The 22,808-nt window shown below is 66.6% G+C and carries 26 protein-coding genes; 9 read left to right on the forward strand and 17 right to left on the reverse strand.

The annotated features are described in order from the left end of the window. Window positions 1-30: 30 nt before the first annotated feature. A complete protein-coding gene (locus tag QXK92_RS14080) occupies window positions 31-1,002 on the forward strand; it encodes a class I SAM-dependent methyltransferase (protein ID WP_306242206.1) in 972 nt (323 codons plus the stop codon). Further along, a complete protein-coding gene (locus QXK92_RS14085) occupies window positions 989-1,912 on the forward strand; it encodes a class I SAM-dependent methyltransferase (RefSeq protein ID WP_306242207.1) in 924 nt (307 codons plus the stop codon). Before QXK92_RS14080 ends, QXK92_RS14085 begins: the two co-directional genes overlap by 14 nt. Here QXK92_RS14085 and QXK92_RS14090 read toward each other — a convergent pair. From QXK92_RS14090 to QXK92_RS14105, 4 genes are all read right to left on the reverse strand, one after another. Next, complete coding sequence (locus QXK92_RS14090) at window positions 1,896-3,203, reverse strand: cytochrome P450 (protein WP_306242208.1); 1,308 nt, start codon at window positions 3,201-3,203, stop codon at window positions 1,896-1,898. The two genes, QXK92_RS14085 and QXK92_RS14090, sit on opposite strands and share 17 nt — an antisense overlap. 3 nt (window positions 3,204-3,206) lie before the next feature. Continuing rightward, the gene (locus tag QXK92_RS14095) at window positions 3,207-5,015 is read right to left on the reverse strand and encodes a peroxidase family protein (protein ID WP_306242209.1); all 1,809 of its coding nucleotides are present in this window, start codon (window positions 5,013-5,015) and stop codon (window positions 3,207-3,209) included. Between the two features lie 243 nt (window positions 5,016-5,258). Next, window positions 5,259-5,924 carry a GNAT family N-acetyltransferase gene (locus QXK92_RS14100; protein WP_306242210.1) on the reverse strand — a complete coding sequence of 222 codons (666 nt, stop codon included), beginning with the start codon at window positions 5,922-5,924 and terminating at the stop codon, window positions 5,259-5,261. Window positions 5,925-6,024: 100 nt separating this feature from the next. Further along, the gene (locus QXK92_RS14105; protein WP_306242211.1) at window positions 6,025-7,362 is read right to left on the reverse strand and encodes an FGGY-family carbohydrate kinase; all 1,338 of its coding nucleotides are present in this window, start codon (window positions 7,360-7,362) and stop codon (window positions 6,025-6,027) included. Between the two features lie 30 nt (window positions 7,363-7,392). Here QXK92_RS14105 and QXK92_RS14110 point away from each other — a divergent pair, with 30 nt between their 5' ends. The 3 genes from QXK92_RS14110 (at window position 7,393) to QXK92_RS14120 (ending at window position 10,012) form a co-directional block, all read left to right on the forward strand. Next, window positions 7,393-8,373 carry an NAD(P)-dependent oxidoreductase gene (locus QXK92_RS14110; protein WP_306242212.1) on the forward strand — a complete coding sequence of 327 codons (981 nt, stop codon included), beginning with the start codon at window positions 7,393-7,395 and terminating at the stop codon, window positions 8,371-8,373. Then, entirely contained in the window at window positions 8,370-9,020 is a 651-nt protein-coding gene (locus QXK92_RS14115; protein WP_306242213.1) for an L-fuculose-phosphate aldolase, read from the forward strand. Before QXK92_RS14110 ends, QXK92_RS14115 begins: the two co-directional genes overlap by 4 nt. A gap of 80 nt (window positions 9,021-9,100) precedes the next feature. Then, window positions 9,101-10,012, forward strand: a complete 912-nt coding sequence (locus QXK92_RS14120) for an MBL fold metallo-hydrolase (RefSeq protein ID WP_306242214.1) — start codon at window positions 9,101-9,103, stop codon at window positions 10,010-10,012. On the opposite strand, the gene QXK92_RS14125 is transcribed toward QXK92_RS14120, so the two are convergent. Further along, window positions 10,009-11,235 carry a cytochrome P450 gene (locus QXK92_RS14125; protein WP_306242215.1) on the reverse strand — a complete coding sequence of 409 codons (1,227 nt, stop codon included), beginning with the start codon at window positions 11,233-11,235 and terminating at the stop codon, window positions 10,009-10,011. The genes QXK92_RS14120 and QXK92_RS14125 overlap by 4 nt on opposite strands. After that, complete coding sequence (locus QXK92_RS14130; protein ID WP_306242216.1) at window positions 11,232-11,786, reverse strand: TetR/AcrR family transcriptional regulator; 555 nt, start codon at window positions 11,784-11,786, stop codon at window positions 11,232-11,234. The genes QXK92_RS14125 and QXK92_RS14130 overlap by 4 nt, the downstream gene beginning before the upstream one ends. A 73-nt stretch (window positions 11,787-11,859) precedes the next feature. Here QXK92_RS14130 and QXK92_RS14135 point away from each other — a divergent pair, with 73 nt between their 5' ends. Beyond that, window positions 11,860-12,888: a dihydrodipicolinate reductase gene (locus QXK92_RS14135; protein WP_306242217.1), complete on the forward strand. Its 1,029-nt coding sequence runs from the start codon at window positions 11,860-11,862 to the stop codon at window positions 12,886-12,888. Between the two features lie 99 nt (window positions 12,889-12,987). On the opposite strand, the gene QXK92_RS14140 is transcribed toward QXK92_RS14135, so the two are convergent. Further along, window positions 12,988-13,845 (reverse strand): helix-turn-helix transcriptional regulator, encoded by an 858-nt coding sequence (locus QXK92_RS14140; protein ID WP_306242218.1) that lies wholly within the window; start codon window positions 13,843-13,845, stop codon window positions 12,988-12,990. A gap of 74 nt (window positions 13,846-13,919) precedes the next feature. Here QXK92_RS14140 and QXK92_RS14145 point away from each other — a divergent pair, with 74 nt between their 5' ends. Beyond that, complete coding sequence (locus tag QXK92_RS14145; protein ID WP_371934514.1) at window positions 13,920-14,567, forward strand: class I SAM-dependent methyltransferase; 648 nt, start codon at window positions 13,920-13,922, stop codon at window positions 14,565-14,567. A gap of 63 nt (window positions 14,568-14,630) precedes the next feature. Here the strand turns inward: QXK92_RS14145 and QXK92_RS14150 are convergent, their stop codons facing one another. Beyond that, window positions 14,631-15,416 (reverse strand): SDR family NAD(P)-dependent oxidoreductase, encoded by a 786-nt coding sequence (locus tag QXK92_RS14150; RefSeq protein ID WP_371934515.1) that lies wholly within the window; start codon window positions 15,414-15,416, stop codon window positions 14,631-14,633. Between the two features lie 125 nt (window positions 15,417-15,541). On the opposite strand from QXK92_RS14150, the gene QXK92_RS14155 reads away from it, so the two are divergent. Next, entirely contained in the window at window positions 15,542-16,456 is a 915-nt protein-coding gene (locus tag QXK92_RS14155) for a class I SAM-dependent methyltransferase (RefSeq protein WP_306242220.1), read from the forward strand. 10 nt (window positions 16,457-16,466) lie between these two features. Here QXK92_RS14155 and sppA read toward each other — a convergent pair whose 3' ends face one another. Next, a complete protein-coding gene (gene sppA, locus QXK92_RS14160; protein ID WP_306242221.1) occupies window positions 16,467-18,260 on the reverse strand; it encodes a signal peptide peptidase SppA in 1,794 nt (597 codons plus the stop codon). Between the two features lie 48 nt (window positions 18,261-18,308). Here sppA and QXK92_RS14165 point away from each other — a divergent pair, with 48 nt between their 5' ends. Next, window positions 18,309-19,235: an LLM class flavin-dependent oxidoreductase gene (locus QXK92_RS14165; RefSeq protein WP_306242222.1), complete on the forward strand. Its 927-nt coding sequence runs from the start codon at window positions 18,309-18,311 to the stop codon at window positions 19,233-19,235. 108 nt (window positions 19,236-19,343) lie between these two features. Here QXK92_RS14165 and rplO read toward each other — a convergent pair whose 3' ends face one another. From rplO to rplE, 8 genes are read right to left on the reverse strand one after another with little or no spacing between them, the layout of a single operon-like run. Further along, window positions 19,344-19,784, reverse strand: a complete 441-nt coding sequence (gene rplO / locus QXK92_RS14170; RefSeq protein ID WP_065164104.1) for a 50S ribosomal protein L15 — start codon at window positions 19,782-19,784, stop codon at window positions 19,344-19,346. Next, a complete protein-coding gene (rpmD, locus tag QXK92_RS14175; protein ID WP_306242223.1) occupies window positions 19,781-19,963 on the reverse strand; it encodes a 50S ribosomal protein L30 in 183 nt (60 codons plus the stop codon). The genes rplO and rpmD overlap by 4 nt, the downstream gene beginning before the upstream one ends. Beyond that, window positions 19,960-20,649, reverse strand: coding sequence for a 30S ribosomal protein S5 (gene rpsE / locus QXK92_RS14180; RefSeq protein WP_306242224.1), 690 nt, complete (start codon window positions 20,647-20,649; stop codon window positions 19,960-19,962). The genes rpmD and rpsE overlap by 4 nt, the downstream gene beginning before the upstream one ends. Window positions 20,650-20,686: 37 nt before the next feature. Next, entirely contained in the window at window positions 20,687-21,055 is a 369-nt protein-coding gene (rplR, locus tag QXK92_RS14185) for a 50S ribosomal protein L18 (RefSeq protein ID WP_306244428.1), read from the reverse strand. Between the two features lie 35 nt (window positions 21,056-21,090). Beyond that, entirely contained in the window at window positions 21,091-21,630 is a 540-nt protein-coding gene (gene rplF / locus QXK92_RS14190; protein ID WP_306242225.1) for a 50S ribosomal protein L6, read from the reverse strand. Between the two features lie 11 nt (window positions 21,631-21,641). After that, window positions 21,642-22,040: a 30S ribosomal protein S8 gene (gene rpsH / locus QXK92_RS14195; protein ID WP_065137374.1), complete on the reverse strand. Its 399-nt coding sequence runs from the start codon at window positions 22,038-22,040 to the stop codon at window positions 21,642-21,644. 13 nt (window positions 22,041-22,053) lie between these two features. Then, window positions 22,054-22,239, reverse strand: a complete 186-nt coding sequence (locus QXK92_RS14200) for a type Z 30S ribosomal protein S14 (RefSeq protein ID WP_055580333.1) — start codon at window positions 22,237-22,239, stop codon at window positions 22,054-22,056. 4 nt (window positions 22,240-22,243) lie between these two features. Continuing rightward, window positions 22,244-22,807, reverse strand: coding sequence for a 50S ribosomal protein L5 (gene rplE, locus QXK92_RS14205; protein ID WP_306242226.1), 564 nt, complete (start codon window positions 22,805-22,807; stop codon window positions 22,244-22,246). Window position 22,808: the final 1 nt, after the last annotated feature.

The raw sequence follows: 22,808 nt of genomic DNA on the forward strand, positions 1-22,808 counted from the left end.
AGTATCAGATCGCACTTCGGGAGCAGGTAGATGACCCAGACGGGCAGCGCACGATATGAGGGCGACACCTGGGACCTGGCGTCCAGCGTCGGTCTGACGGCCACCATGGTCGCGGCGGCGCGTGCCGTGGCAGCCAGGGATCCGCACGGTGCAGGGGCGGTGGCCTCGGACTCGTTCGCCGAGCCGCTGGTGCGCGCGGTGGGCGTCGACTTCTTCTCCCGGCTGGCCAGCGGCGAGCTGGAACTGGCCGAACTGGACGAAGAAACGGCGACCGGCACGGTCCACTTCGCCAACGCGATGGCCGTGCGAACCCGGTTCTTCGACGACTTCTTCACCTCGGCCACGCAGGCCGGCATCCGGCAGGCCGTCATCCTGGCCGCGGGCCTGGACTCGCGTGCCTACCGGTTGCCCTGGCCGCCGGGCACCACCGTGTTCGAAGTCGATCAGCCCCAGGTGATCGAGTTCAAAACCGCGACGTTGTCCGGCCTGGGCGCGCAACCGACCGCGGACCGGCGCACGGTGGCGGTCGACCTGCGCGAGGACTGGCCGGCGGCGTTGCGTGCGGCCGGCTTCGACCCTTCGCAACGCACCGCATGGATTGCCGAGGGGTTGCTGGGCTACCTGCCCGCGGACGCCCAGGATCGGCTGCTGGATCAGATCGGTGCGCTCAGCATCCCGGGAAGCCGATTCGCGACCGAGGGGCTGTTGGACATCAACAAGCTCAATCAGGACGAACTGCGCAGCCGGATGAAGCGTCAGAACGAGCGGTGGAGCCGTCACGGTCTCGACTTCGACATGGCCGCGCTGGTGTATTTCGACGATCGCACCGACGCCGGCACCTATCTGTCCGCTCAGGGCTGGCAGACCACCAGCATGCGTAACTCGGAATTGTTCGCCAAGCACGGTTTGGAGCCGGCCTCCGGCGACGATGCCCCGTTCGGCGAGGTGGTCTACCTCAGCGCGGAGCGGCTTGCGGAAGGAACGGGCCATGGCGAGCACTGAGCGATCCGCCGGGGACACCTGGGACCTGGCCTCGAGCGTGGGCGCAACGGCCACGATGGTCGCGGCCGCCCGCGCGGTGGCTTCCGCGCAGGACAACCCGATCATCAACGACCCCTTCGCGGCGCCACTGGTCCGGGCGGTGGGCCTGGATTTCTTCACCCGTCTGGTCGACGGCGACCTGCCGATAGAGCAGTCGCTGCCGGACGCGGCCGACGGACGTGACCTCCAGTTCGAGACAGACTCGATCGCGGTCCGTACCCGCTTCTTCGACGACTTCTTCCTCGACGCGACCCGCGTCGGGGTGCGGCAGGCCGTGATCCTGGCCGCCGGCCTCGATGCCCGCGCCTACCGGCTGTCCTGGCCGCGCGCCACCGTCGTGTACGAGGTCGACCAGCCCGAGGTCATCGCTTTCAAGAACTCCGCGATGACGGCGCTGGGCGCCACACCCTCGGCGCACCGCAAGGCGGTCAGCATCGACCTGCGCGACGACTGGCCGGAAGCCTTGCGTAACAATGGATTCGACCCCACCAAGGCGACCGCCTGGAGTGCCGAAGGTCTGCTGATGTACCTCCCGCCGGAAGCTCAGGACCGGCTCTTCGACAACATCACCGCGCTCAGCGGACCAGGTAGCCGGATTGCCACCGAATACCACCCGGACTCGGGCGTGCCGATGAGTCAGCGTGCCCAGCAGTTCAATCAGCGCTGGGCCAACCTCGGCTGCGACATCAACCTGTCGAACCTGTTCTACGACGGTGAACGCAACAACGTCGTGGACTATCTGGACGCGCACGGCTGGACGGTGACCACCCGGCCGCGGCGGGAGTTCTACACCGACTACGGGCGCGTCTTCCCCGACGACCCCGATTCGGCCACGATGCGCAACATCGTCACGGTTATCGCGACGCGCTGAAGCCGTAGAGGTCGAAGCCGTGCGGCAGCGGCTTCGCCGGATTCAGCCGATCCCCCGACAGACTGGTGGCGCCGGCGTCGATCAAGTGGGCCAGCACCGTCTGACCCAGGAAAATCGACAGGTCCGCCCCGGGACAGACCTGCGGTCCGTGGCTGAAGAAGTTGTATGACCAGTCGCTGCCCGCATCTCCGCTGACCCACTCGCCCGGTGAGAACCGGTCGGCGTATGGAATGCGCTGCCGGTTGCGGTGATTGAAGACGTTGTAGATCAGCACCTGGGTTCCCTCGGGCAGCACGGCACCGCTGGGGAACTCGACGTCCCGGGCGGTGACCCGGCCGAACAACTGGGTGGTGGGCCACAACCGCATCGTTTCGAACAGGCACCCTGCCAGATACTCCAGCGAGGCGATGCCGGTGGCCGAGCCGATGTCCGCATCGGCCATCTCAACCTTGACCTCACGCAGCTGCTCGTCATGGCTCGCCAGCACGCCGAGCGTACGGAAAGTGTTGGCCGCCAGGGTGTCTCCCATTGCGAACATCCAGTGCACCAGCTGGCCGGCCGGGGCGGAGCCGGGGTCCGGCGCCTGCGGGATCAGTGCGGCCAGACTGCCTTCCGCGGGACTGTCGAGATAGCCCGCTATCCGTGCGATGAACTCGTCGTACTGGGGCGCCGGCTCATCGGGCATTTTATTGCCGGCCGACATCATCTCGCTGAGCGTCTCGGTGAGTGCCTCATCGTCGGCCGCGGGATCGCCGAAAAGCACCCGCCGGGTCATCCGTTGAAAAGCCTTGTTCGCCGCCGGCCAGTCGATCTTGTCGCCGGCCAGCTCCCGTGCGGTCTGGGCTGCGACATCGACGAACGGCTGCGCCAGCCGGTGTACCGGTTTGCCGGTATCCAGCACTGCTTCGGCGAAATTGCGCCGCTGCTGCCACTCCTGCCCCCGCGAGAGGGTCAGGGCCTCAGGCTGAAACGCCTTCATCCCCTTACGTTTCGCCTCCGGGTCGGAAGCGAACGGGTCCGGGGAGCCGCCCAGCACGAAGTGCAGATCGTCGGGATGGTGCACCAGCAGGGCCTCGTCCTTGGCGACTCGCACGTAGAACGGCGCCGGGCCGTAGCTCCGCACCATGCCCTCCACCAGCCGGTAGCCGAGGTAGTCGGCCCCGACGGTGGAGGCGACCCGGCTGGGCAGCTGCCGCTTGTTGAACAGCCCCAGCACAACATTGGGAACCGCGACCTGGGCCGTGAACCTGATGCCTTCCAGTGTCGATGCGTGCTTGAAATCCTCACCCACGGATCAGGACCCCCACGGAATGTAGGCACGGACGGTGTCGGCGAGCTGCACCACTCGGCGCTTCTTTCCCTCGGCCGGCGCACCCAGCTTGGGCCACGGCGCGAACACCCGCTCCACGTCGCCGATCACCGTCTCGAGCTCCGGATAATGGCGCAGCAGAACGTCTTTCATCGTGGTGTGGTTCACCCAGTCATAGCCGATTTGGGTGTACACCTCGGGCCGGAAGTCCTTGGTGAAGAACCGGTCGCTCTTCAGCCGCCGCGACGCCATCAGGATGAAGATGCGGAACGCGGTGTCGGAGAAGCCGAAGCCCTTAGGCGGCTGCTCGGCCTGCATGCCGATCTGCAAATCCACCGCATCGACGTCGCCGTTGTAGACCTCGTTGATCTCTTTGGCCCACTGCTTGTTCGGAGTGATGTCGTCGATGGTCTTGCGCCTGGGCATCCGCAGCGCTTCCCGGAAGTCGTTGTAGCGGGGCACCCCCCGTTCCCGGTCGCGCACGATGTCCAGCGTCGCGAGGTCGGTGATCTGGCCGTCTACCCGGGTCAGCTGCCGTAACGCGTTCGGATAGTTGTGCAGGCACACCGCTCCCGCGCTGGCCAAACCGAACGAATACCACATGTCGCCGAATTCCATCCGGTCCATGAAGTCGCGGGTGAAACGTCCCTGCAGTTCCGTGAATTCGCGCTTCTCCAGGTGCTCTCCGGATGCCAGCGAGAAGAAGTTCCAGTCGTCGGGGATCAGCGGGTGCATGCGGTAGACCGAGACGAATTCCTCGGTCAGGGAGAACGGCGCGGAGTGGTGATCGGTGGGCGAGCCGATGATGCCCGACAACGCTTCGCTGTCTCCGACCCGACCGATGCGGTCACGGAACGTCTCACCCAGGGCGCCGTACCAGTTGGCATTCATGCCGATCTGCAGTGCGGGGTGGCGCAATACGCACGTGGTCCATTCGACCGTGTGGATCTTGGCGATCAGCGCGGAGACCACCAGGACTCCGAGTTCGAAGAGGCGCTGGTCGTCGAAACTGGGGTAGGCCTTCTTCAGGGCGTCGCACACGGCGTTGTGCTCGCGGGCAAAGAGGGTGTGCAGGATGCCCACCCCGACCCACCAGTTCTCCCGCATGCCGGTGAGGTCGATCCCGGGGATGTCACTCTTGGGCAGCCGGCCGTCATCGCCGACCTTGATCTTGCCGTCGACGAAGGTTCGCACCTCGGCCTGGCGTTCCTTGCCGCTGCCATAGATCTGCGATCCGTCCCACCAATGCGTTTCGACGTTGTTGAACACCGGCGCCGGGCAGCCGTCGATGATCTCTCCGCGCGGCGGGATGGTGCAGCGGATCCGCATCGGATCCTCGGGGAACTCGTCACCCTTGCGCAGTGGTATATCGATTGTCTTGTCCGCCAGTCCATCGCCGTGGAAGAACCAGTTGTGGTTTTCGAACTGCAGCCACGCGGCGGCCAATGCGTTGATGATTCCCGCGGGCTTGAATTCGTCGCGCGCCATCAGCCGCCGGCTGATGAGCCGCGGGTCCGGGTCGAGCAATCGCTTGGTGTGGGTGACAGTGTTCGCCAGCGGAACATTGCGGCCGAAACCTGTTCCCTTTGCCCCCATCCACGGTTCGGAGAGGTCGTTCCACGTGCCGTCCGGGGTGCGGGCCCGCTTGACTTCCTCGGTCGCTTCTCCGAGATCATCTTTGGGACGGATTCCATCACCCTCGAACAGGTTGTGGTCGCGCAGATCATTGCGTAGGCCGGCCAGCGCCTTGAGCTGCAGAACCAGCGAGGGATGCTCATACCACTGACGACTCACCTGATCCACCGTTCTGTAGAGTTTGCCGCGGCCCATTGAAAACGCACAGAAAACACAAGTGGCATAACGGATTTGGCGCCGATCGGGCATCTGGGCTCAACCGATGGCACATAACCCCCCGCCAGTGGGCTGGGACGGTAACACGGACGGCTCGATCTTAAGCGCGTGTGACGAGCGTGTAAAGGACCTGGAAAAAGACCCCGCGCGGCGTCAGCCGCAGCGGGGTCTTTGTCCAGCCGGAAATTACTCGGGATTCGCGGCGGGCGCCCGGACCACCATCGGCACCGCCGGGAAGGCCCAGGCCATCTCCGAGCGCGACTTACGCAGCGCCGCGGTGCCGTAACCCTTCTTGCGGTGCTCCGGGTGGATCCAGATCCGCACGTTCACCTCACCGTGCAGGAGTTCGCCGAACACCATGCCGACCTTCTCTCCGGAATCGACGGCCACGAACCAGACCGCCTCTTCGTCGTGCAGGCGCTTGAGCGCCTTGCTGATTTCGTCGTCGATGCTGCCGGCGGGAGCGCCGGATCCATCACCGGCAGCCTTGATCTCTTCGGTACGGGTGGTGAAGATGTCGCGGTCCTGGGCAGCGGCGAAGGGCCGCAACTCGAGGGTCTCCCCCGAACTTGCCGGCCGCTCGCTGAGGGTGAAGCTCAGTTGCTTGTTCAGGTCGTCGAGCTCCGCGAGGATCTTCGCGCGCGCGTCCTGGGTCAGTTGATCGAACGACATACTCATCACGGCTTCGGCAGCAAGATGAGAGGTACCGAGCAATTGCACGATCGCCTCGACGGCGGCGGGCTTGTTCTTGGCCTCGACTATGGCATCGGCGACCTCATGCCGGCGTTCCAACGCGGCAAGCAAAGCGTCTGCGATCTCTCGACGGGCTGCGGTCTGGTCGTGGTCAGTCATTGCACTAGCGTAGAACGACAGAGCACTCACCGCGCCACCAGGCGGAGCCCAATTAGGGCGACCCGCAGCCCCCGGCCCACGCCCGCGCTTGCGATCGCGGCTAAGCCAATCTGGAGCCACTCAGCTCCAAGAAGCGGCGGTACCGATCCTTGGTCGGCCCCACCCACGCGGAGCGGGGTTCGACGACCCGCTCCACCGCGGCCCAGCGGGACGCGTCGGTGATCACCGATTCCAGTCCCACCGCCATCCGGGCGAGGAAGGCGGCGCCCAGTGCCGCCCCCTCGGCCACCGCAGACACCTCCACGGGCCGCCCGGTCGCATCTGCGATGGCCTGCATCCAGGGCTGCACGCGGGTTCCGCCGCCGGAGGCGACGATGCGGCGCACCGGCGCACCGCTCAGCTCGAGGATCTGCCGTACGACGAAACCCGACGCTTCGTAGGCCGCCCGCCGCACCGACGCGGCGTCCTGGGTGAGGTCCACACCATGTAGCGCCGCACGCCGGTCCGGATCGTGGAACGGCGTGCGTTCACCGCGGATGTAGGGCAACCACACCGGCACCCGCCTCGGGTCGGCGCCCAGCGGATCCGCTTGCGCGACAACACGATCCACCCAGCCCAGGAACATACCGCCGGCGTTGCTGGCCCCACCGATCTGACTCTTGCCGACCGCGGTGTGCGGGATCGTCCACAACCCGGGCACCTGCCGGGCCTCGGCAACGGTGATCCACACAATCAGGGTGGTGCCACACAAGACCAGGACGTCGCCCTCGTGATCCGCTCCCGCGACGATCTGTTCGCACAGGGCGTCGATCGCGCCGGTGGCCAGCACCGCCGACGAACCGCGGACCTGCCCGACCGGTCTCCCGAACGTCTCGACCCGCGGCATCTGGTCGACGGTGGCGCCACGGTCGGCGAGGGCGGCCGCATTCCAGCCCGCGCCGTCGAACAGCGGGAGCGAGGTGATCGCGGTGGCGAAGTCGATCACCGCCTCCCCTGCCAGCGCGTGATTGGCGACGGCCGGCGCCGGCCAGTAACCGGCCGCACCCGGCGCCTCGGCCGCCGTCCACCGCAGGAACTCGGCGGCCTCGCCGACCGCGGGCACCGGCTGCTCGGCGGCGTCGGGTACCCGGCCGCGACTGTCGCCGTACAACAGCCCCGGCGTGATGGGACTGCCTTCGGAGTCGACGGCCGTCAACGACGGCACCATCGACGACACGGCCACCGCTTTGGCATCCGGCCGGTTCAACCGGCCGAGGGCGGTGACGGGTCCCTCGCGCCACGCCTCTTCGGCGTTGTGTTCCAGCCGGTCGGGGGCCGGCACCAGCAGCTGATGCGGAATCCGCGCCCGCGCGTGCACCCGGCCGCTCTCGTCGACCGCGACCGCCTTGGCCGCCGTAGTGCCGACGTCGATGCCGATTGTGACGTCTTCACGTGACACGGGCGCCACGGTACGCCAGCATGGAGTTTCGTGACGTCCCGACCACGCGCCCTGGTGACGGCCCCACTCCGCGGCCCGGGTTTCGCCAAGATCCGCCACCTGGCCGACGTGGTCTACGACCCCTGGATCGACCAGAGCCCGCTGCGCATCTACAACGCCGAGCAACTGGCCGACCGGATCAGCACGGAATCGGCCGAGATTGTTGTGGTGGAAAGTGATTCGGTCAAGGGCCCGGTGTTCGAGCTGGGGCTGCGTGCCGTTGCGGCCACTCGCGGCGACCCCAACAACGTCGACGTCGCCGCGGCCACGGCGGCCGGCATCCCGGTGCTGAACACCCCGGCCCGCAACGCCGACGCGGTCGCCGAGATGACCGTCGCCTTGCTGCTGGCCGCCACCCGGCGCCTGGTGGCGGCCGACGCGGATGTCCGCAGCGGCAACATCTTTCGCGATGGCACCATCCCGTATCAGCGGTTCCGCGGCTGGGAGATCGCCGGACTCACCGCCGGGCTGGTGGGACTGGGCGCGGTCGGCCGGGCAACCCAGTGGCGGCTGGCCGGCCTGGGCCTGCGGGTCATCGCACACGACCCCTACTGTGCCGACGCCCACCACACCCTCGAGCAGTTGCTGGCCGAATCCGACGTCGTCTCCCTGCACGCACCGGTCACCGACGACACCGTCGGGATGATCGGGTCCGAACAGTTCGCCGCCATGCGTGACGGCGTCGTGTTCCTCAATTCCGCACGGGCCCAGCTGCACGACGTCGACGCCCTCGTCGACGCACTGCGGACCGGCAAGGTGGCCGCCGCCGGCCTGGACCATTTCGCCGGCGAATGGCTGCCCACCGACCACCCGCTGACCGCGATGCCCAATGTCGTGCTCACCCCGCATATCGGCGGCGCCACGTGGAACACTGAGGCGCGGCAGGCACAGCTGGTTGCCGACGACCTGGAGGCGCTGCTGTCCGGCGGGAGGCCCGCCCATATCGTCAACCCGGAGGTGCTGGGCTCATGAAATTCGTTGAGAATGCTGAAGACGCCGTGCTGGCGGCCGCCAAGGACATGCTGCGTCGTGGTCTGGTGGAGGGTACCGCGGGCAACATCTCCGCCCGGCGCTCCGACGGCAACCTGGTGATCACGCCGTCGTCCGTCGACTACGCCGACATGGCCCTCGACGACCTGGTGCTGGTCGATCCGGACGGCGCCGTACTGCGGGCCAGGGACGGCCGCATGCCCTCGACCGAGATGCAGCTGCACCTGGCGTGCTACCAGGCGTTCGACGACATCGGCAGCGTCATCCACAGCCACCCGGTGTGGGCCACCATGTTCGCCGTCGCGCACCAGCCCATCCCGGCCTGCATCGACGAGTTCGCGGTGTACTGCGGCGGCGACGTGCGCTGCGCCGAATACGCCGCGTCCGGTACCCCCGACGTCGGTGCCAACGCGGTCAAGGCGCTGGAAGGGCGGGGGGCCGCGCTGATCGCCAACCACGGCCTGGTGGCGGTGGGACCACGGCCGGACAAGGCCATGCATATCACCGCGCTGGTCGAGCGCACAGCGCAGATCGCTTGGGGCGCAAAGGCCCTCGGTGGATACGTGCCGGTTCCCGAGGAAGTGAACCGGAACTTCGCCGGTGTCTACACCTACCTGCGCGGCCGGTGAGAGCCCGCGCCGACTGTGAAGTTTTCCACGCGACACGCGGCGGACACGTCGGGTAATTCACGCTCGGCGAGGAGGACGTAATGGATGCCGTCGAGCTGGGACGCGCCAGACTGACCCGGGTACTGGAGCTGCGCTTCGACCTGCCGACCCGGGTCTTCCCGCACACCCCGGCAGCCGGATGGCGCGACAACGCGGACCTGTTGGCACCGGACTTCTTCGATCCGGGCACCGATCAGTTGCATATCGCGATCCAGAGCTGGGTGATCGAAGTCGACGGACTGACCGTCGTCGTGGATACCGGCGTCGGCAACGACCGGACGCGCCCGCAGATGCCGCCGCTGGACCAGCTGAACACCGGTTACCTCGCGGCGCTGCAATCGGCCGGCGTCGACCGCAATGCCGTCGACGTGGTGGTCAACACCCACGTCCACTCCGATCACGTCGGGTGGAACACCATGCTGCACCACGACGCGTGGTTGCCGACGTTCCCGAACGCCCGGTACCTGGTGCCGCAGGCTGACTACCGCCACTTCCACCCCGACGGGGCAGCGGCACAACAGGATCCGCGCGCCGAGGAGGAAGCGCTGCAACAGCTCGGTAACCGGCTGGTGTTCGAGGACAGCGTCCTGCCGGTGGATGCGCAAATCGTCCAATGGTCAGACGACTACGAGATCAGCCCTGCCCTGCGATTACGCCCCGCGCCCGGGCACACCCCCGGCTCCTCGGTGCTGTGGCTCGACGCGGGCCGGCCTGCGGTCTTCGTCGGCGATCTGACCCACAACCCGATACAGGTGCGCCGCCCCGACGACCCCTGCGCCTTCGACATCGACCAGGCCGCCGCTGCGGTCACCCGCCGCCGGATCTTCGCCGAAGCCGCCGCGGCCGGGGCGGCCGTCGTACCCGCGCACTACCCGGGTCACGGAGGAGCGACGCTGCGCGCTGTGGACGACCGATTCGAGGTCGATCGCTGGCTGGACATCGAGCCGATCTAGCGCAGGGTCACCGGCACTGATTCGTACACGGTCATGTTGTTGGCCAGGTGCGGCAGCCGCAGCCTGGGTTCGCCGAGTTCGATCGTGTTGGTAGGCAACAGAATTTCGTCGAGGGCCGCCCTGACCTCGGCGCGGGCCAGCATTGCACCCAGACAGTGGTGGGCACCGCCACCACCAAAAGACTGATGCGGGTTGGGATCACGGCGGACGTCAAAGCGGTAGGGGTCGGCGAAGACGTCCTCATCGCGGTTCGCCGACCGCAGCATGGTGACCACGCGGGCACCCTCGGGAATCAGGGTGTCGCCCAGCGTCACATCCTTCGTCGCCCCGCGTACCCAGAAGATGATGGGCGTGGAGTAGCGGATCACCTCTTCCACCGCGGTGGCGCGTGCCTGCGGATCGTTCCGGTACAACGCGATCTGGTCTGGGTTGGCGACGAACGCCCGGATGCCGTCGCACAACGCGTTGCGTGTGGTGTCAGCGCCGGCCAGGCCGAGGATGAAGAAGAAAATCTCCAGCTCATTGGCCGGCAGCAGGAAGCTCTCCCCCGAATCCGCGGTGATCTCGGTGGTGCACAGCGCACTCCAGATGTCATCCACGGGATGGTCACGCTTGTGGGTGGTCAGCTCACTGGCGTACTGGAACAACTCCAGGAAGGGCATCAGGTCGTCACCGTCGGGAACCGACATCTGCCCGCCCGCGGTCTTCAACACTTTGTCGATGAGTGCGAACACACGCGGCCGGTCGGCTTCGGGAATCCCGACGATATCGCCGATTACCGAAATCGGAAGTCCCGCAGCAAGATCTACGAATTCGCCGCCACCGTCGCGTAACAATGCGCCGGCCATCGCCTTGGCGCGGGCGCGAATGCCGTCCTCCAATTTCGCCACGGCCCGCGGCGTGAAGGCACGGGTGATCACCCTGCGGCGGATGGTGTGATCCGGCGGATCCAGACTCACGATGGCCGGGTACGCGTCGAACAGGGGCACATCCTGAATCAGTGGCCCGCGAGTTGCCGTGAACGATTCATAATCGCGATGCACACGGGCGACGTCGGCATGCCTGGTGCAGACCCAGAATTCCCGGCCTACCGCGGATTTGACGTCATCGGTGAGTTTCTGGTGGAAGACCGGCGTACGGGTCCGCAACTGCTCAAACAGCTCGTCGGGGAACTCCGAAGCCCACAACCCGGGCTCGGCCAAGTCGACCGCGGTGTCCGTCACGATCCCCCCTGTATCTCGTTGCGCAGGCCGCTGAGGATCAGGCGCAGGCCATAGGAGAACTTCTCATCGCTGGGCCCGTCGTCGGTGCGGCGCAGGTGCTCAAGCTGCACCGAGCCCAACAGGTGGACATACAACGCAGCGTGCGCCGCCTCGAAATGCTCGGCGCGCAAACTCGATTCATGCAGGATGCGGCGAGTGGCACGATCCATCTCGGTCGCCGCCGCGGTGTGCGGGTGTCCCTGCAGCAGGCCGGCGATCCCCGGAACCTCGACGAGCACCTGCCACGCGTTCATATAGAGCGCGACCAGTCGGGATTCCCAGTCGCCGTGCAGTGGCACCACGATCTGCGCCAGTACCGATTCGATCAGCAGATCGAGCAGTTCGGACTTGTCGCGCACGTGGTAGTACACCGACGACGGCCGGGTGCCTGCTTCGGCCGCCAGCTCCCGCATCGTCACCTTATGCACACCGACTCGCTTGGCCAACTGCCACAGGTGCTTGGTGAGGTGGTCACGATCCAGTGCGCCGTAACGCAGTACCGGCGCGTCCATTCCTGCCCCCGTTTCGAACAACGTTCTGATTAGAACAGTGTTCGAGTCGGGCTGTCAACGGTTACCGTGGGGCATGCGGCGCGTGGTGCAATGGTCGACCGGCAATATCGGCAAGCGGGCACTGGGCATCCTGCTCGAGCGCGACGACTTCGACGTCGTGGGAGTCCATGCATTCGGCGGGGACAAAGTGGGTTGCGACGCCGGGACCCTGGCCGACCGAGAACCCTTGGGGCTGAACGCGACCGACGACGTCGACGCACTGCTGGATCTGGCCCCGGACTGCGTCAACTATATGCCGCGGGTCATCGACTTCGAGCTGGTGGCCAGGATGCTCCGCCAGGGGATCAACGTCGTCACGACGGGAGATTTCCTGACCGGCACCCACCACCCGGCCGAGCGTGCGGCGCTCGAGACGGCGGCCCGGGCCGGCGGTGCCACGTTTCTCGGCACCGGTTTCGAGCCCGGATTCATCAACGTGGTGGCCGGCTTCCTCACCGGTGCATGCCGCCGGGTGCACAGCGTCAAGCTGGTGGAGACGCTGGACTGCACCACTTATCCGGTGCGGGACGCCTGGCGGGTGCTGGGTTTCGGCAAGCCCCCCCGCCAGCGGATTGTGCCGATCGACCCCGCCGCCCAACGCTTCGGCCTGGGTTACTTCGAAACGCTGGACATGGTGGCCGCCATGCTGGGCGCCGAGCTCGAGGCCAAAGAGGCGTTCGTGGAGAACGCGGTGGCCAAAGAGGATGTGGAACTCGGCTGGATCACCTACGAAGCCGGCACCGTCGCCGGTCAGCGCCGAACCTACCGCGGGCTACGCAATGGAAAGACGGTGGTCGAACTGGCCATCTGCTGGACCATGAGCAGTGACGGGCTCGATCCGCAATGGAACGATCCCGAAGGCTTCAGCATCGTGATCGACGGGCAGCCATTCGTCGACGCGACGATCCGCTTCGGACGTGCCGGGCAGGACGCGATGACCGTGTTGATGGACAGCACCGCCGTGGCGGCCGTCAACGCCATCCCGTTCGTCTGCGACGCCGCCCCCGGCGTCATCACGCCGATTGACCTGCCTGTCACCGGATCCTACGGGGCCCTGGGCTAACCCCCGTTGGGGCCGCCCTGCGCCCAGCCCCTGTGCCCAGCCCCGGTGCCGCCGACTGTGAATCTCAAGACGCGACACGCCCGTATCGCGTCGGGCATTTCACAACCGGTGCGCGTGGCCGGCACGCCACTGACGGGGCGAGCCGCCGTGCGCCCTGCTGAAGAGCCGGCTGAAGTATCCGGCGTCCGCTATGCCGACACGCCTGGCGACCTCGCCAACGGGGAGATCGGTCTCGGCCAACAGGTCACGCGCTTCGGCCATGCGCCGCTCGATGATCCACTCCTGCACCGTCCGTCCGGTGCGACGGCGGACGACCGTCGTCAGGTGACCCGGCGTCATGCCGACTTCGCCGGCCACATCGCGCAGCGACAGCGGTTCGCCGATCCGGCGGTCGATCACAGCGAAGACATCGGCCAACAACGGTTCGCCGCTGCGCCGCAGATCGCCGACGATGTCGCCGGCCACGCGGGCAAGTTCGATCAGCAGCAGCGTCAGGTGCGCGAGTGCGGCCTGTCGATAGCTTTCCTGACGCCCGGTCACTTCGCTTTCGATGGACCGGATCGTGCCTTCCCACAGTGTCTTACGATCGTCGCGCACCTGCAGGCGCAGCACCCCGCCGCTTTCTCCGTGCAGGAACGGAAACAGCAGCGGATGTGTCCGCCAAGCCGGCCAGGGCGATCGCCCGTCCTCGCCGAGGGCAACCGGATCGAAGAAGACCGCGATCCCATCCCCGACCGGAAAAACCTGCTTCGGGTCCAGCACCTTTCCCGGGGCGGCCACATAGACCACGGCCGCCGCCGGCACGTACCAGAGCGCGGGGAAGTCGTGGATATGCGGCCGGCCTTCAGCGAACTCGTGATAGCGAACCACCGACACGGGGGGTATCTCGGGGTCGGTCCGGTAACCGTAGACCGGCACGCCATCACGGTGCCGGCGGAGCCGGGTGGCTTGGGTCATACTGCCAAAGATAATCCAAGTTGAGGCAATGATCACCCAATCATGCTGTCGAACAACGCGTAAATATGGTCCTTATGACCAATCATCATCCAAATGATTTTCTGCCTGCGACCGGTCACCAGGCGCTGCTGCCCGCATATGACCTAATGTCCCGCTTGCTGGGCTTCACCAGCGTCTATCAACGGCTTATCGAGCAGGCCGAACTCGCCGACGGACAGCGCGTACTGGAAATCGGTTGCGGCACCGGGAATGTCATCATCAAAGCCAAGCGATCTCGGCCTGGGATCGACGCGGTCGGGTCCGATCCCGACCCCCGGATCCTCGACCGGGCACAGCGAAAGGCAGCCGGTCTGACCGGAATTCGGTTCGATGCCGCCTATGCGCAGCGTTTGCCCTACGCCGATGGCGAGTTCGACCGGGTGCTGTCGTCGATGATGCTTCACCACGTTGGCGCAGACGCCAAAGCCGCTGTGGCCGCCGAGGCGTTCCGCGTGCTGCGGCCGGGTGGACGCCTGCACCTCGTCGACATCGCCGGCGGCGCGCACACTCACCACGGTCTGCTTGCACGACTGGTAAAGCGAAATCCACATTTCAGTGACAACATCGGCGACGCGATTCCGCGGCTGCTGAACGAGGCCGGGTTCGAATGCAGAGAGGTTGCCCGGCAGACGCAGCGTGCGGTCGGACAGCTCGCGTACTACCAGGCCATCCGCCCTGCCTAGGCGCCTCGCGCATCCGGCGCTGATCGATCGCCACCTTCGGTGTCACACCGTGGGCGAGTGCCCTCACCGTTGCGCCATGCCGGCAATGAATGCGTCGAGATCGGTGTTCTTGGCATCGACCACCGCCTTGAGGTCGGGCAGGTAGTGCTCGAATCGATCACTGTCGATGGCAGCAATGATGCCCTCGGCAACCTCTTCCGGCGTGACCTTGGGGCCGCTGTACTCGGGCGGTTCATTGTCGGGCTGGTCCCAGATCTCGGTGTCCACCGGGCCGGGCTGGATCAACTTCACCGACACCCCGGTGCCCGCCAAGTCGATGGCCATCGCCTCGCTCCAGCCGCAGAGGGCGAATTTGCTCGCGCAGTAGGCGGATTCAGCGGCGATGCCGAGCCGTCCGGCGACGCTCGACACATTGATGATGGTGCCTGCCCGTCTGGCAAGCATGCGCGGCAACAGAGCCAGTGTCAGCCGCATCGGAGCGAGGAAGTTGACCTGCATGACGCTCTCGACCTCGACCGGCTTGAGCGCGGTCACCCTGCGCCGCTTGGGGATTGCGGCATTGTTGACCAGTACGTCGATGCCGCCCATGGCGTGCCAGGCTTGCAGCGCGAGCCTACTGGCGGTAATGCCGTCGGCGAGATCGGCGACCCACATCATCGAATCCGGTGAGCCGCGAAGGCAGTCAGCCAGGACCTCCGTCAGCCGGTCTTCACGGCGCGCCACCACCCCCACCACTGCGCCCCGGGAGGCCAGTGCCCTGGCCAGAGCCGCGCCGATTCCCGATGAAGCCCCCGTGATGAGCACGCGTTTGCCGTCCACCTTGTCATTTAACAAAGTCGGGTTACTCATCGCTTCAGCGTGCCTTAATTAGACCGTCAAATGGTACCGATTCGGTCCAACTTTCCGGGGGTGGAAATGCCACAGATCGAAGCGGCGTTGTATACACGGCACTAACCCCGACAGATAGGACAGGCATGCCACGGGCTGACGACGACAATTGGGATCTCGCGTCGAGTGTCGGCGCCACCGCGACCATGGTCGCCGCGGGGCGCGCGATGGTGACCATGGCCCCTGACGGCTTGATCAAGGATCCGTTTGCCGAACCACTGGTGCGGGCGGTCGGCGTCGACTTCTTCGTCAAGATGATGGACGGCGAACTCGACCCCGCGGCGTTCGAGAACATCACACCCGAACGTGTCCAGGCGATGATCGACGGAATGGGCGTGCGCACCAAGTACTTCGACGAATACTTCGCCGACGCCACCGGTTCCGGTATCAGGCAGGTCGTGATCCTGGCGTCCGGACTCGACGCGCGCGCCTATCGGCTGCCCTGGCCGGACGGCACAGTGATCTACGAGATCGACCAGCCTCAGGTCATCGAGTTCAAGACCACGGCGCTGGCCGACGTCGGGGCCGAGCCGACCGCGACTCGGCGCACCGTCGCGATCGACCTGCGCGGCGACTGGCCCACCGCGCTCAAGCAGGCCGGCCTGGATACCAGCCAGCCCACCGCGTGGCTGGCCGAAGGGCTGCTGATCTACCTTCCCCCCGAAGCCCAGGACCGGCTGTTCGACAACATCACCTCTCTCAGTGCCCCCGGCAGCACCGTCGCGACCGAATTCGTACCCGGCATCGTCGATTTCGACGTGGAGAAGGCGTCGGAGATGTCCGGCCGATTCCGAGACCACGGCGTCGACATCGACATGGGCTCGCTGGTCTATTCCGGTGCCCGCAATCACGCCGTCGACTACCTGCGCGACAAGGGCTGGAAGGCCGACGGGGTGACGCGGACCGAACTGTTCACCCAGCGCGGGCTGCGCATTCCCGGCCCCGAAGACGATGACCCGCTGGGCGAGATCGTCTACATCAGCGGCCGCTTCGAAAGCTAGCGGCGCACGCTCAGAAGCGCGCCTGGCCCAACCACTGCACGCGGGCACCGGTCACCGTCTGCTCGACGTGGTCGACGATTCCGGCCACCGAGCGGGTGAGCAGCGCGCCGACGGCTTCGGACAGCGAAGCAGCGCCCGGTTGTGACGACGCCCGCGGCCGCAGCATGTCCAGCAGCGACGAGCCGGGGTAACTCAACACGCGCACCTCGGTGTCCGGGTCCAGCCCGGCCAGCACCTTGGCGCGGCGCACCGCGGCGCGGAAACCACCGAGCTCGTCGACCAGACCGCGCTCAAGCGCGTCGGCGCCCGTCCAAACCCGCCCGCGCGCAACGATATCCACGTCCTTGGTGGTCATGTTGCGGCCGTCGGCGACACGCTGCACGAAGTCGGTGTAGAACAGGTCGGCGTCGGCCTCCTGCCTGGCCTGCTGCTCCGGCGTGAACGGGGTGTCGATCGACCAGGCATCGGCGTTGGCGTTGGTGCGGACCGTGTCCGAGGCCACCCCCAACCGGTCTTTGAGGTCGCGCACCACCAACTTCCCGGTGATGACCCCGATGGAACCGGTGATCGTGCCCGGGTTGGCGACGATCGCGTCGGCAGCCATCGAGACGTAGTAACCGCCGGACGCGGCTACCGAGCCCATCGACGCCACGACCGGCTTGCCGCGCTCGCGAGCTCGTTTCACCTCCCGCCAGATGGTCTCCGATGCCGTGACCGAGCCGCCGGGACTGTCCACCCGGACCACGATCGCCGACACCGAATCGTCGGCGGCGACCTCGCGCAGTGCCGCCGCGATGGTGTCCCCGCCGGCATTCGACGGACCGAGAGGCAGGCCCTGCGGACCGCCCCGGCCGTTGACGATCGTTCCTTCGACGGTGACCACAGCGATGGTGGGCTTCGCCCGGCGCCCAGGAATTGCGGGCACCGGCGGTGCCAGACGCGGCCGGGCCGCACCCGCATAGCGCGCCAGATACATCCGCGGCGGCTTCTCCTCGGCGTCGACGTCACCGTTCGACGAACCGTCCCCGACGCCGACCAACTCCGCCACGCGGGAGTATGCCTCGTCCCGGAATCCGATCCGATCGACCAGCCCGGAAGCCAGCGCGTCGTCGCGCATCAGCGGCGCGCGGTCGGCCATGGCGTCGAGCGACTCAACGGCGATCTTGCGTGATTCGGCCACCGCCTGCCACACCTGACTCTGCAGGCTCTCGAGCATGCGGGTGACCGCCTCGCGGTGCGCATCGGTGAAGCCGTCTTCGGTGAAAAGGTTTGCCGCAGATTTGTATTCGCCGCGGGCTACGAACTGAGCCTCGATGCCCGCCTTGTCCAGCGCATCGCGCAGAAACATCGCATTGGCCGCGAAACCGATCAGCCCGACTCCCCCGGACGGCTGCATCCAGATCTCCCGGAACGCCGACGCCAGGTAGTAGGACAGCGTGCCCGGGTAGGTTTCCGCCCATGCCACGGACGGCTTGACGGCGCTGAACGCCGCAATGGCGTCGCGCAGTTCCTGGACCGCCCCGATCGGCGAGGGCGGCAGCTGCACCCGGGCGATCATCCCCGCCACCCGCGGGTCCTCGGCGGCGCGGTGAATCGCGGCGACCGTCTCCCGTAGCGACATCTGACGGCCGCCGCCGGTGATGATGGTGAACGGGTCGAAGCCGGTGGACTCCGGTGGCGTGCTGCGCAGGCTCAACTCCAGCACGCAACCATTCGGCACGCCGTGGTGGCGAGCGGTGTCCACCCGGTCGAAAAGGGCACGGACTTCGCCGGCGCCGGGCAGCGTAGGTAAAAACGCGAACATCTTTGAAGCCTACCGATCGGCGCCGGCCCGGCCCGTACGGTGGAGCCCGTGAGGTACTCCATCGCTATCCCTCAACTCGTTCCGGGCGACTTCGACGCCGAAGGGCTGCGCTCCTATCTGGCCCGCGCCGAGCAACTGGGGTTCGAGGGTGGCTGGGTGCTCGAACAGATCATCGGCGCCTCACCGCTGCTGGCTCCGCTGGAACTGCTGGCGTATGCGGCGGCGTGTACGACGCGACTGCGCCTGGGCGTCGCGGTGCTGGTGACGTCGCTGCATGATCCGTTGCAGCTCGCTTCGTCGATCACCGCGGTCGACCGCCTCAGCCACGGCCGGCTCGACATCGGGGTCGCACCCGGTGGCGGCCGCCGCAAGTTCGCCGCCTTCGGCGTCGAAACCGATTCCTACATAAGCTATTTCACCGAAGGCCTGCAGCTCATGAAAGCGGCGTGGTCCGACGAGCCGCGGGTGACGTTCCACGGCAGGTTCCGCGATGTCGACGACCTGCCCATCCAGCCCAAGCCGGTCCAGCGGCCCCACCCGCCGCTGTGGTTCGGCGGCACCGCACCCAAGGCGCTGGCCCGGGCGGTCCGGCACGGCGACGCCTTCCTCGGCGCCGGTTCGTCATCCACGTCGGACTTCGCCCAGGCGGTGCAAACCGTGCGTCGCGAACTCGCCGAACAACAGAAGGACCCGGCGGGCTTCACCATCGGCAAGCGCGTGTACCTGATGGTCGACGACGACGCCGACCGTGCCCGCGAGCGGGTGCTGGCCGGGTTGCGTCGCATCTACGGGAGCATGGCCGGGATCGAGACGGTCCCGGTCTACGGCACACCGTCCGATGTCGTCCGCGGACTCCGCGAAGTGATGTACGCGGGCGCGCAGATGCTGCTGTTCAATCCCGTCGGCGAAAATGTCGCGGAGGACCGGGAGCAGATGGATCGCCTTGCCGCGCAGGTCATTCCGCGGTTGAGTTAGGTTGCGCGAGCTGGGGGCACCGCCCGCTTGCGGCGGAACGTAAAAGCTCCCGACACGCCGGGCGTGCGGGAGCTTTTACGTCTGCTCGCGGTATGAAAGCTCGCGGTGTTACAGCTCGGTGGCGCTGCCGCCGGCAGCGGTGATCTTCTCCCGAGCGCTGCCACTGAACTTGTGCGCGGTCACATCGACGTTGACGGTCAGCTTGCCGTCGCCGAGCACCTTGACCAACACGTTCTTGCGAACCGCGCCCTTGGCCACCAACTCGTCGATACCGACCGCGCCGCCCTCGGGGAACAGCCGGTTGATGTCGCCGACGTTGACCACCTGGTACTCGGTGCGGAACCGGTTGCGGAAGCCCTTCAGCTTGGGCAGCCGCATGTGGATGGGCATCTGCCCACCCTCGAAGGTCGACGGGACGTTCTTACGGGCCTTGGTGCCCTTGGTGCCGCGGCCCGCGGTCTTACCCTTGGAACCCTCACCGCGGCCGACTCGGGTGCGCGCGGTCTTCGACCCGGGCGCAGGCCGCAGGTCGTGCAGCTTGATGGTCACTTGGCCTCCTCCACCTCAACCAGGTGGCTCACCACGGAAATCAATCCACGCGTCTGCGCGTTGTCTTCGCGGATCACCGAGTGGCGAATCTTGCGCAGACCCAGCGTGCGCAGGCTCTCGCGCTGCTTCCAGCGCGCACCGATGGTGCTGCGCACCTGGGTGATCTTCAACTGACTCATTGTGCTGTTCCCTCTCGCGCTGCCCCCGCATTCAAGCTAGCGGCCAGCGCGTCACTTTCGCGGCGGGCCTTGAGCATCCCGGCCGGAGCGACGTCCTCGATGGGCAGGCCGCGCCGAGCGGCGACCTCTTCGGGACGCTGCAGCATCTTCAGCGCGGTCACGGTCGCATGCACCACGTTGATCGCGTTGTCGCTACCCAGCGACTTCGCCAGGATGTCGTGCACGCCAGCGCATTCCAGCACCGCGCGGGCCGCACCACCGGCGATCACACCGGTACCCGGGCTGGCCGGGCGCAACAGCACGACGCCGGCTGCGGCCTCGCCCTGGACCGGGTGCGTGATGGTCCCGCGGATCAGCGGCACCCGGAAGAAACCCTTGCGGGCCTCCTCGACGCCCTTGGCGATCGCGGCGGGAACCTCTTTGGCCTTGCCGTAGCCGACGCCGACCATGCCGTTGCCGTCGCCCACGATGACCAGGGCGGTGAAGCTGAATCGCCGACCACCCTTGACCACCTTGGAGACACGGTTGATCGCGACGACCCGCTCCAGGTAGTTGCTCTTGTCGCCGTCGCGATCGCGGTCGCGTCCGCCCCGGCCACCGCCGTCGCGGCGGCCCCGTCCGTCACGCGAGTCGCGGCCGCCGTCACGGCTGTCGGGGCCCTGACCCCCAGCGGATTGTTCCGCCATTATGCGGTCCTTCCGTTCATCGGGCTGCTGCTGCTCATCAGAATTGCAATCCGTTCTCGCGGGCAGCATCGGCCAATGCCGCAATCCGTCCACCGTAGGTGTAGCCGCCGCGGTCGAAAACCACGGAGTCGATGCCGGCAGCCTTGGCCCGCTCGGCGATCAACTGACCGACCCGCACGCTACGGGCTTTCTTGTCCCCATCCAGACCCCGCACGTCGGCTTCGATCGACGAAGCCGCGGCCACTGTGGTGCCAGTCAGGTCGTTCACCAACTGCACGTGAATGTGCCGTGATGACCGGTTGACCACCAGCCGGGGCCGCTCCGCGGTGCCGGAGATCTTCTTGCGCAACCGTGCGTGCCGGCGCAACCGCGAGACCCGGCGGGTCGCGGATACGCTCTGCCCCACGGGCTTTTGCGCTTCAACCTGTGTCTGCGCCATGACTACTTACCTGTCTTTCCGACCTTGCGGCGGATCTGCTCACCCTCGTAGCGCACGCCCTTGCCCTTGTACGGGTCGGGACGGCGCAGACGGCGGATGTTCGCCGAGATTTGGCCGACCTTCTGCTTGTCAATCCCAGAGACCGTGAACTTCGTCGGAGCCTGTACGGCGAACGTGATGCCGTCCGGCGCCTCGATCACCACCGGGTGGCTGTAGCCGAGTGCGAACTCCAGGTTGCTGCCCTTGAGCTGCACGCGGTAGCCCACGCCGTAGATCTCCATCTTGGTGGTGTAGCCCTCCGTCACGCCCGTGACGAGATTCGCCACCAGGGTGCGGGACAGCCCGTGCAGCGAGCGGTTGCGCCGCTCATCGTCCGGGCGGCTGACCACGATTGCGCCGTCGTCGTTGCGCGCCACCGTAATCGGTTCGGCGACAGTCAATTCCAGGGTGCCCTTGGGTCCCTTGACCGAGACGTTCTGGCCCTCGATGGTTACGTCGACTCCCGCGGGAATCGGAACCGGTTGCTTACCAATACGCGACATCGTCTAACCCCTCACCATACGTACGCGAGGACTTCGCCGCCCACGCCTTGTCTGGCTGCCTGACGGTCGGTGAGCAGACCCGAAGACGTCGAAATGATCGCGACGCCAAGGCCTCCCAGCACCCGCGGCAGGTTGGTGGACTTTGCGTACACCCGCAGGCCCGGCTTGGACACCCGCTTCAGACCGGCGATGCTGCGCTCGCGGCTGGGGCCGTACTTGAGCTGGACGACCAGCGACTTGCCGACGCGGGCATCCTCGGTGCGGAAGTCGGTGATGTAGCCCTCGCTCTTGAGGATCTGGGCGATGTTGGCCTTGATCTTGGAGTGCGGCAGGGTCACTTCGTCGTGGTACGCCGAGTTGGCGTTACGCAGACGTGTCAGGAAGTCTGCGATTGGGTCAGTCATAGTCATTGGGCGCTACTCCTCACCAACTGCTCTTCTGCACGCCGGGCAATTCGCCCGCATGCGCCATCTCGCGCAAGCAGATCCTGCACAGCCCGAACTTGCGGAAAACCGCACGCGGACGGCCGCATTTGCTGCAGCGTGTGTAGCCGCGCACCGCGAACTTGGGCTTGCGGTTGGCTTTGTTGACCAGTGCCTTCTTCGCCATCTGCTCAGTTCTCCTTGAAGGGAAAGCCGAGGGCCCGCAACAGCGCTCGTCCTTCGTCGTCGTTAGTCGCCGAGGTGACGACGCTGATGTCCATGCCGCGGACCCGGTCGATCTTGTCCACGTCGATCTCGTGGAACACCGACTGCTCGGCGAGGCCGAAGGTGTAGTTGCCGACACCGTCGAACTGCTTGGGCGACAAGCCGCGGAAGTCACGGATACGGGGCAGCGCGATCGAGGTGAGCCGGTCGAGGAACTCCCACATCCGGTCGCCACGCAGGGTGACCCGGGCGCCGATCGGCATGCCTTCGCGCAACTTGAACTGCGCGATGGACTTGCGCGCCTTACGGATCTCCGGCTTCTGGCCGGTGATCAGCGACAGGTCGTTGACGGCGCCGTTGATCAGCTTGGCGTCACGGGCCGCCTCACCGACGCCCATGTTGACGACGACCTTGGTCACCGTCGGGATCTGCATGACGTTGGCGTAGCCGAACTGCTTGTGCAGCGCGTCCCGAATCTCGTTGCGATAACGCTCTTTTAGACGCGGCAGCGTCTTCTCTGCAGTTGTCATC

This window comes from Mycobacterium sp. TY815 (genome assembly GCF_030755135.1).
In the GTDB taxonomy this organism is placed as follows: Bacteria; Actinomycetota; Actinomycetes; order Mycobacteriales; family Mycobacteriaceae; genus Mycobacterium.

What these genes read in the sequence shown, in the direction of transcription:
- QXK92_RS14130 (WP_306242216.1), bottom strand. Translation starts at nt 11,786, where the DNA reads ATGGACGCGCCGGTACTGCGTTACGGCGCACTGGATCGTGACCACCTC.
- rpmD (WP_306242223.1), bottom strand. Translation starts at nt 19,963, where the DNA reads ATGAGTCAGTTGAAGATCACCCAGGTGCGCAGCACCATCGGTGCGCGC.
- QXK92_RS14135 (WP_306242217.1), top strand. Translation starts at nt 11,860, where the DNA reads ATGCGGCGCGTGGTGCAATGGTCGACCGGCAATATCGGCAAGCGGGCA.
- QXK92_RS14085 (WP_306242207.1), top strand. Translation starts at nt 989, where the DNA reads ATGGCGAGCACTGAGCGATCCGCCGGGGACACCTGGGACCTGGCCTCG.
- QXK92_RS14080 (WP_306242206.1), top strand. Translation starts at nt 31, where the DNA reads ATGACCCAGACGGGCAGCGCACGATATGAGGGCGACACCTGGGACCTG.
- QXK92_RS14120 (WP_306242214.1), top strand. Translation starts at nt 9,101, where the DNA reads ATGGATGCCGTCGAGCTGGGACGCGCCAGACTGACCCGGGTACTGGAG.
- QXK92_RS14155 (WP_306242220.1), top strand. Translation starts at nt 15,542, where the DNA reads ATGCCACGGGCTGACGACGACAATTGGGATCTCGCGTCGAGTGTCGGC.
- rpsE (WP_306242224.1), bottom strand. Translation starts at nt 20,649, where the DNA reads ATGGCGGAACAATCCGCTGGGGGTCAGGGCCCCGACAGCCGTGACGGC.
- QXK92_RS14150 (WP_371934515.1), bottom strand. Translation starts at nt 15,416, where the DNA reads ATGAGTAACCCGACTTTGTTAAATGACAAGGTGGACGGCAAACGCGTG.
- QXK92_RS14145 (WP_371934514.1), top strand. Translation starts at nt 13,920, where the DNA reads ATGACCAATCATCATCCAAATGATTTTCTGCCTGCGACCGGTCACCAG.
- sppA (WP_306242221.1), bottom strand. Translation starts at nt 18,260, where the DNA reads ATGTTCGCGTTTTTACCTACGCTGCCCGGCGCCGGCGAAGTCCGTGCC.
- QXK92_RS14200 (WP_055580333.1), bottom strand. Translation starts at nt 22,239, where the DNA reads ATGGCGAAGAAGGCACTGGTCAACAAAGCCAACCGCAAGCCCAAGTTC.
- QXK92_RS14100 (WP_306242210.1), bottom strand. Translation starts at nt 5,924, where the DNA reads ATGACTGACCACGACCAGACCGCAGCCCGTCGAGAGATCGCAGACGCT.
- rplE (WP_306242226.1), bottom strand. Translation starts at nt 22,807, where the DNA reads ATGACAACTGCAGAGAAGACGCTGCCGCGTCTAAAAGAGCGTTATCGC.
- rpsH (WP_065137374.1), bottom strand. Translation starts at nt 22,040, where the DNA reads ATGACTATGACTGACCCAATCGCAGACTTCCTGACACGTCTGCGTAAC.
- QXK92_RS14115 (WP_306242213.1), top strand. Translation starts at nt 8,370, where the DNA reads ATGAAATTCGTTGAGAATGCTGAAGACGCCGTGCTGGCGGCCGCCAAG.
- rplF (WP_306242225.1), bottom strand. Translation starts at nt 21,630, where the DNA reads ATGTCGCGTATTGGTAAGCAACCGGTTCCGATTCCCGCGGGAGTCGAC.
- QXK92_RS14140 (WP_306242218.1), bottom strand. Translation starts at nt 13,845, where the DNA reads ATGACCCAAGCCACCCGGCTCCGCCGGCACCGTGATGGCGTGCCGGTC.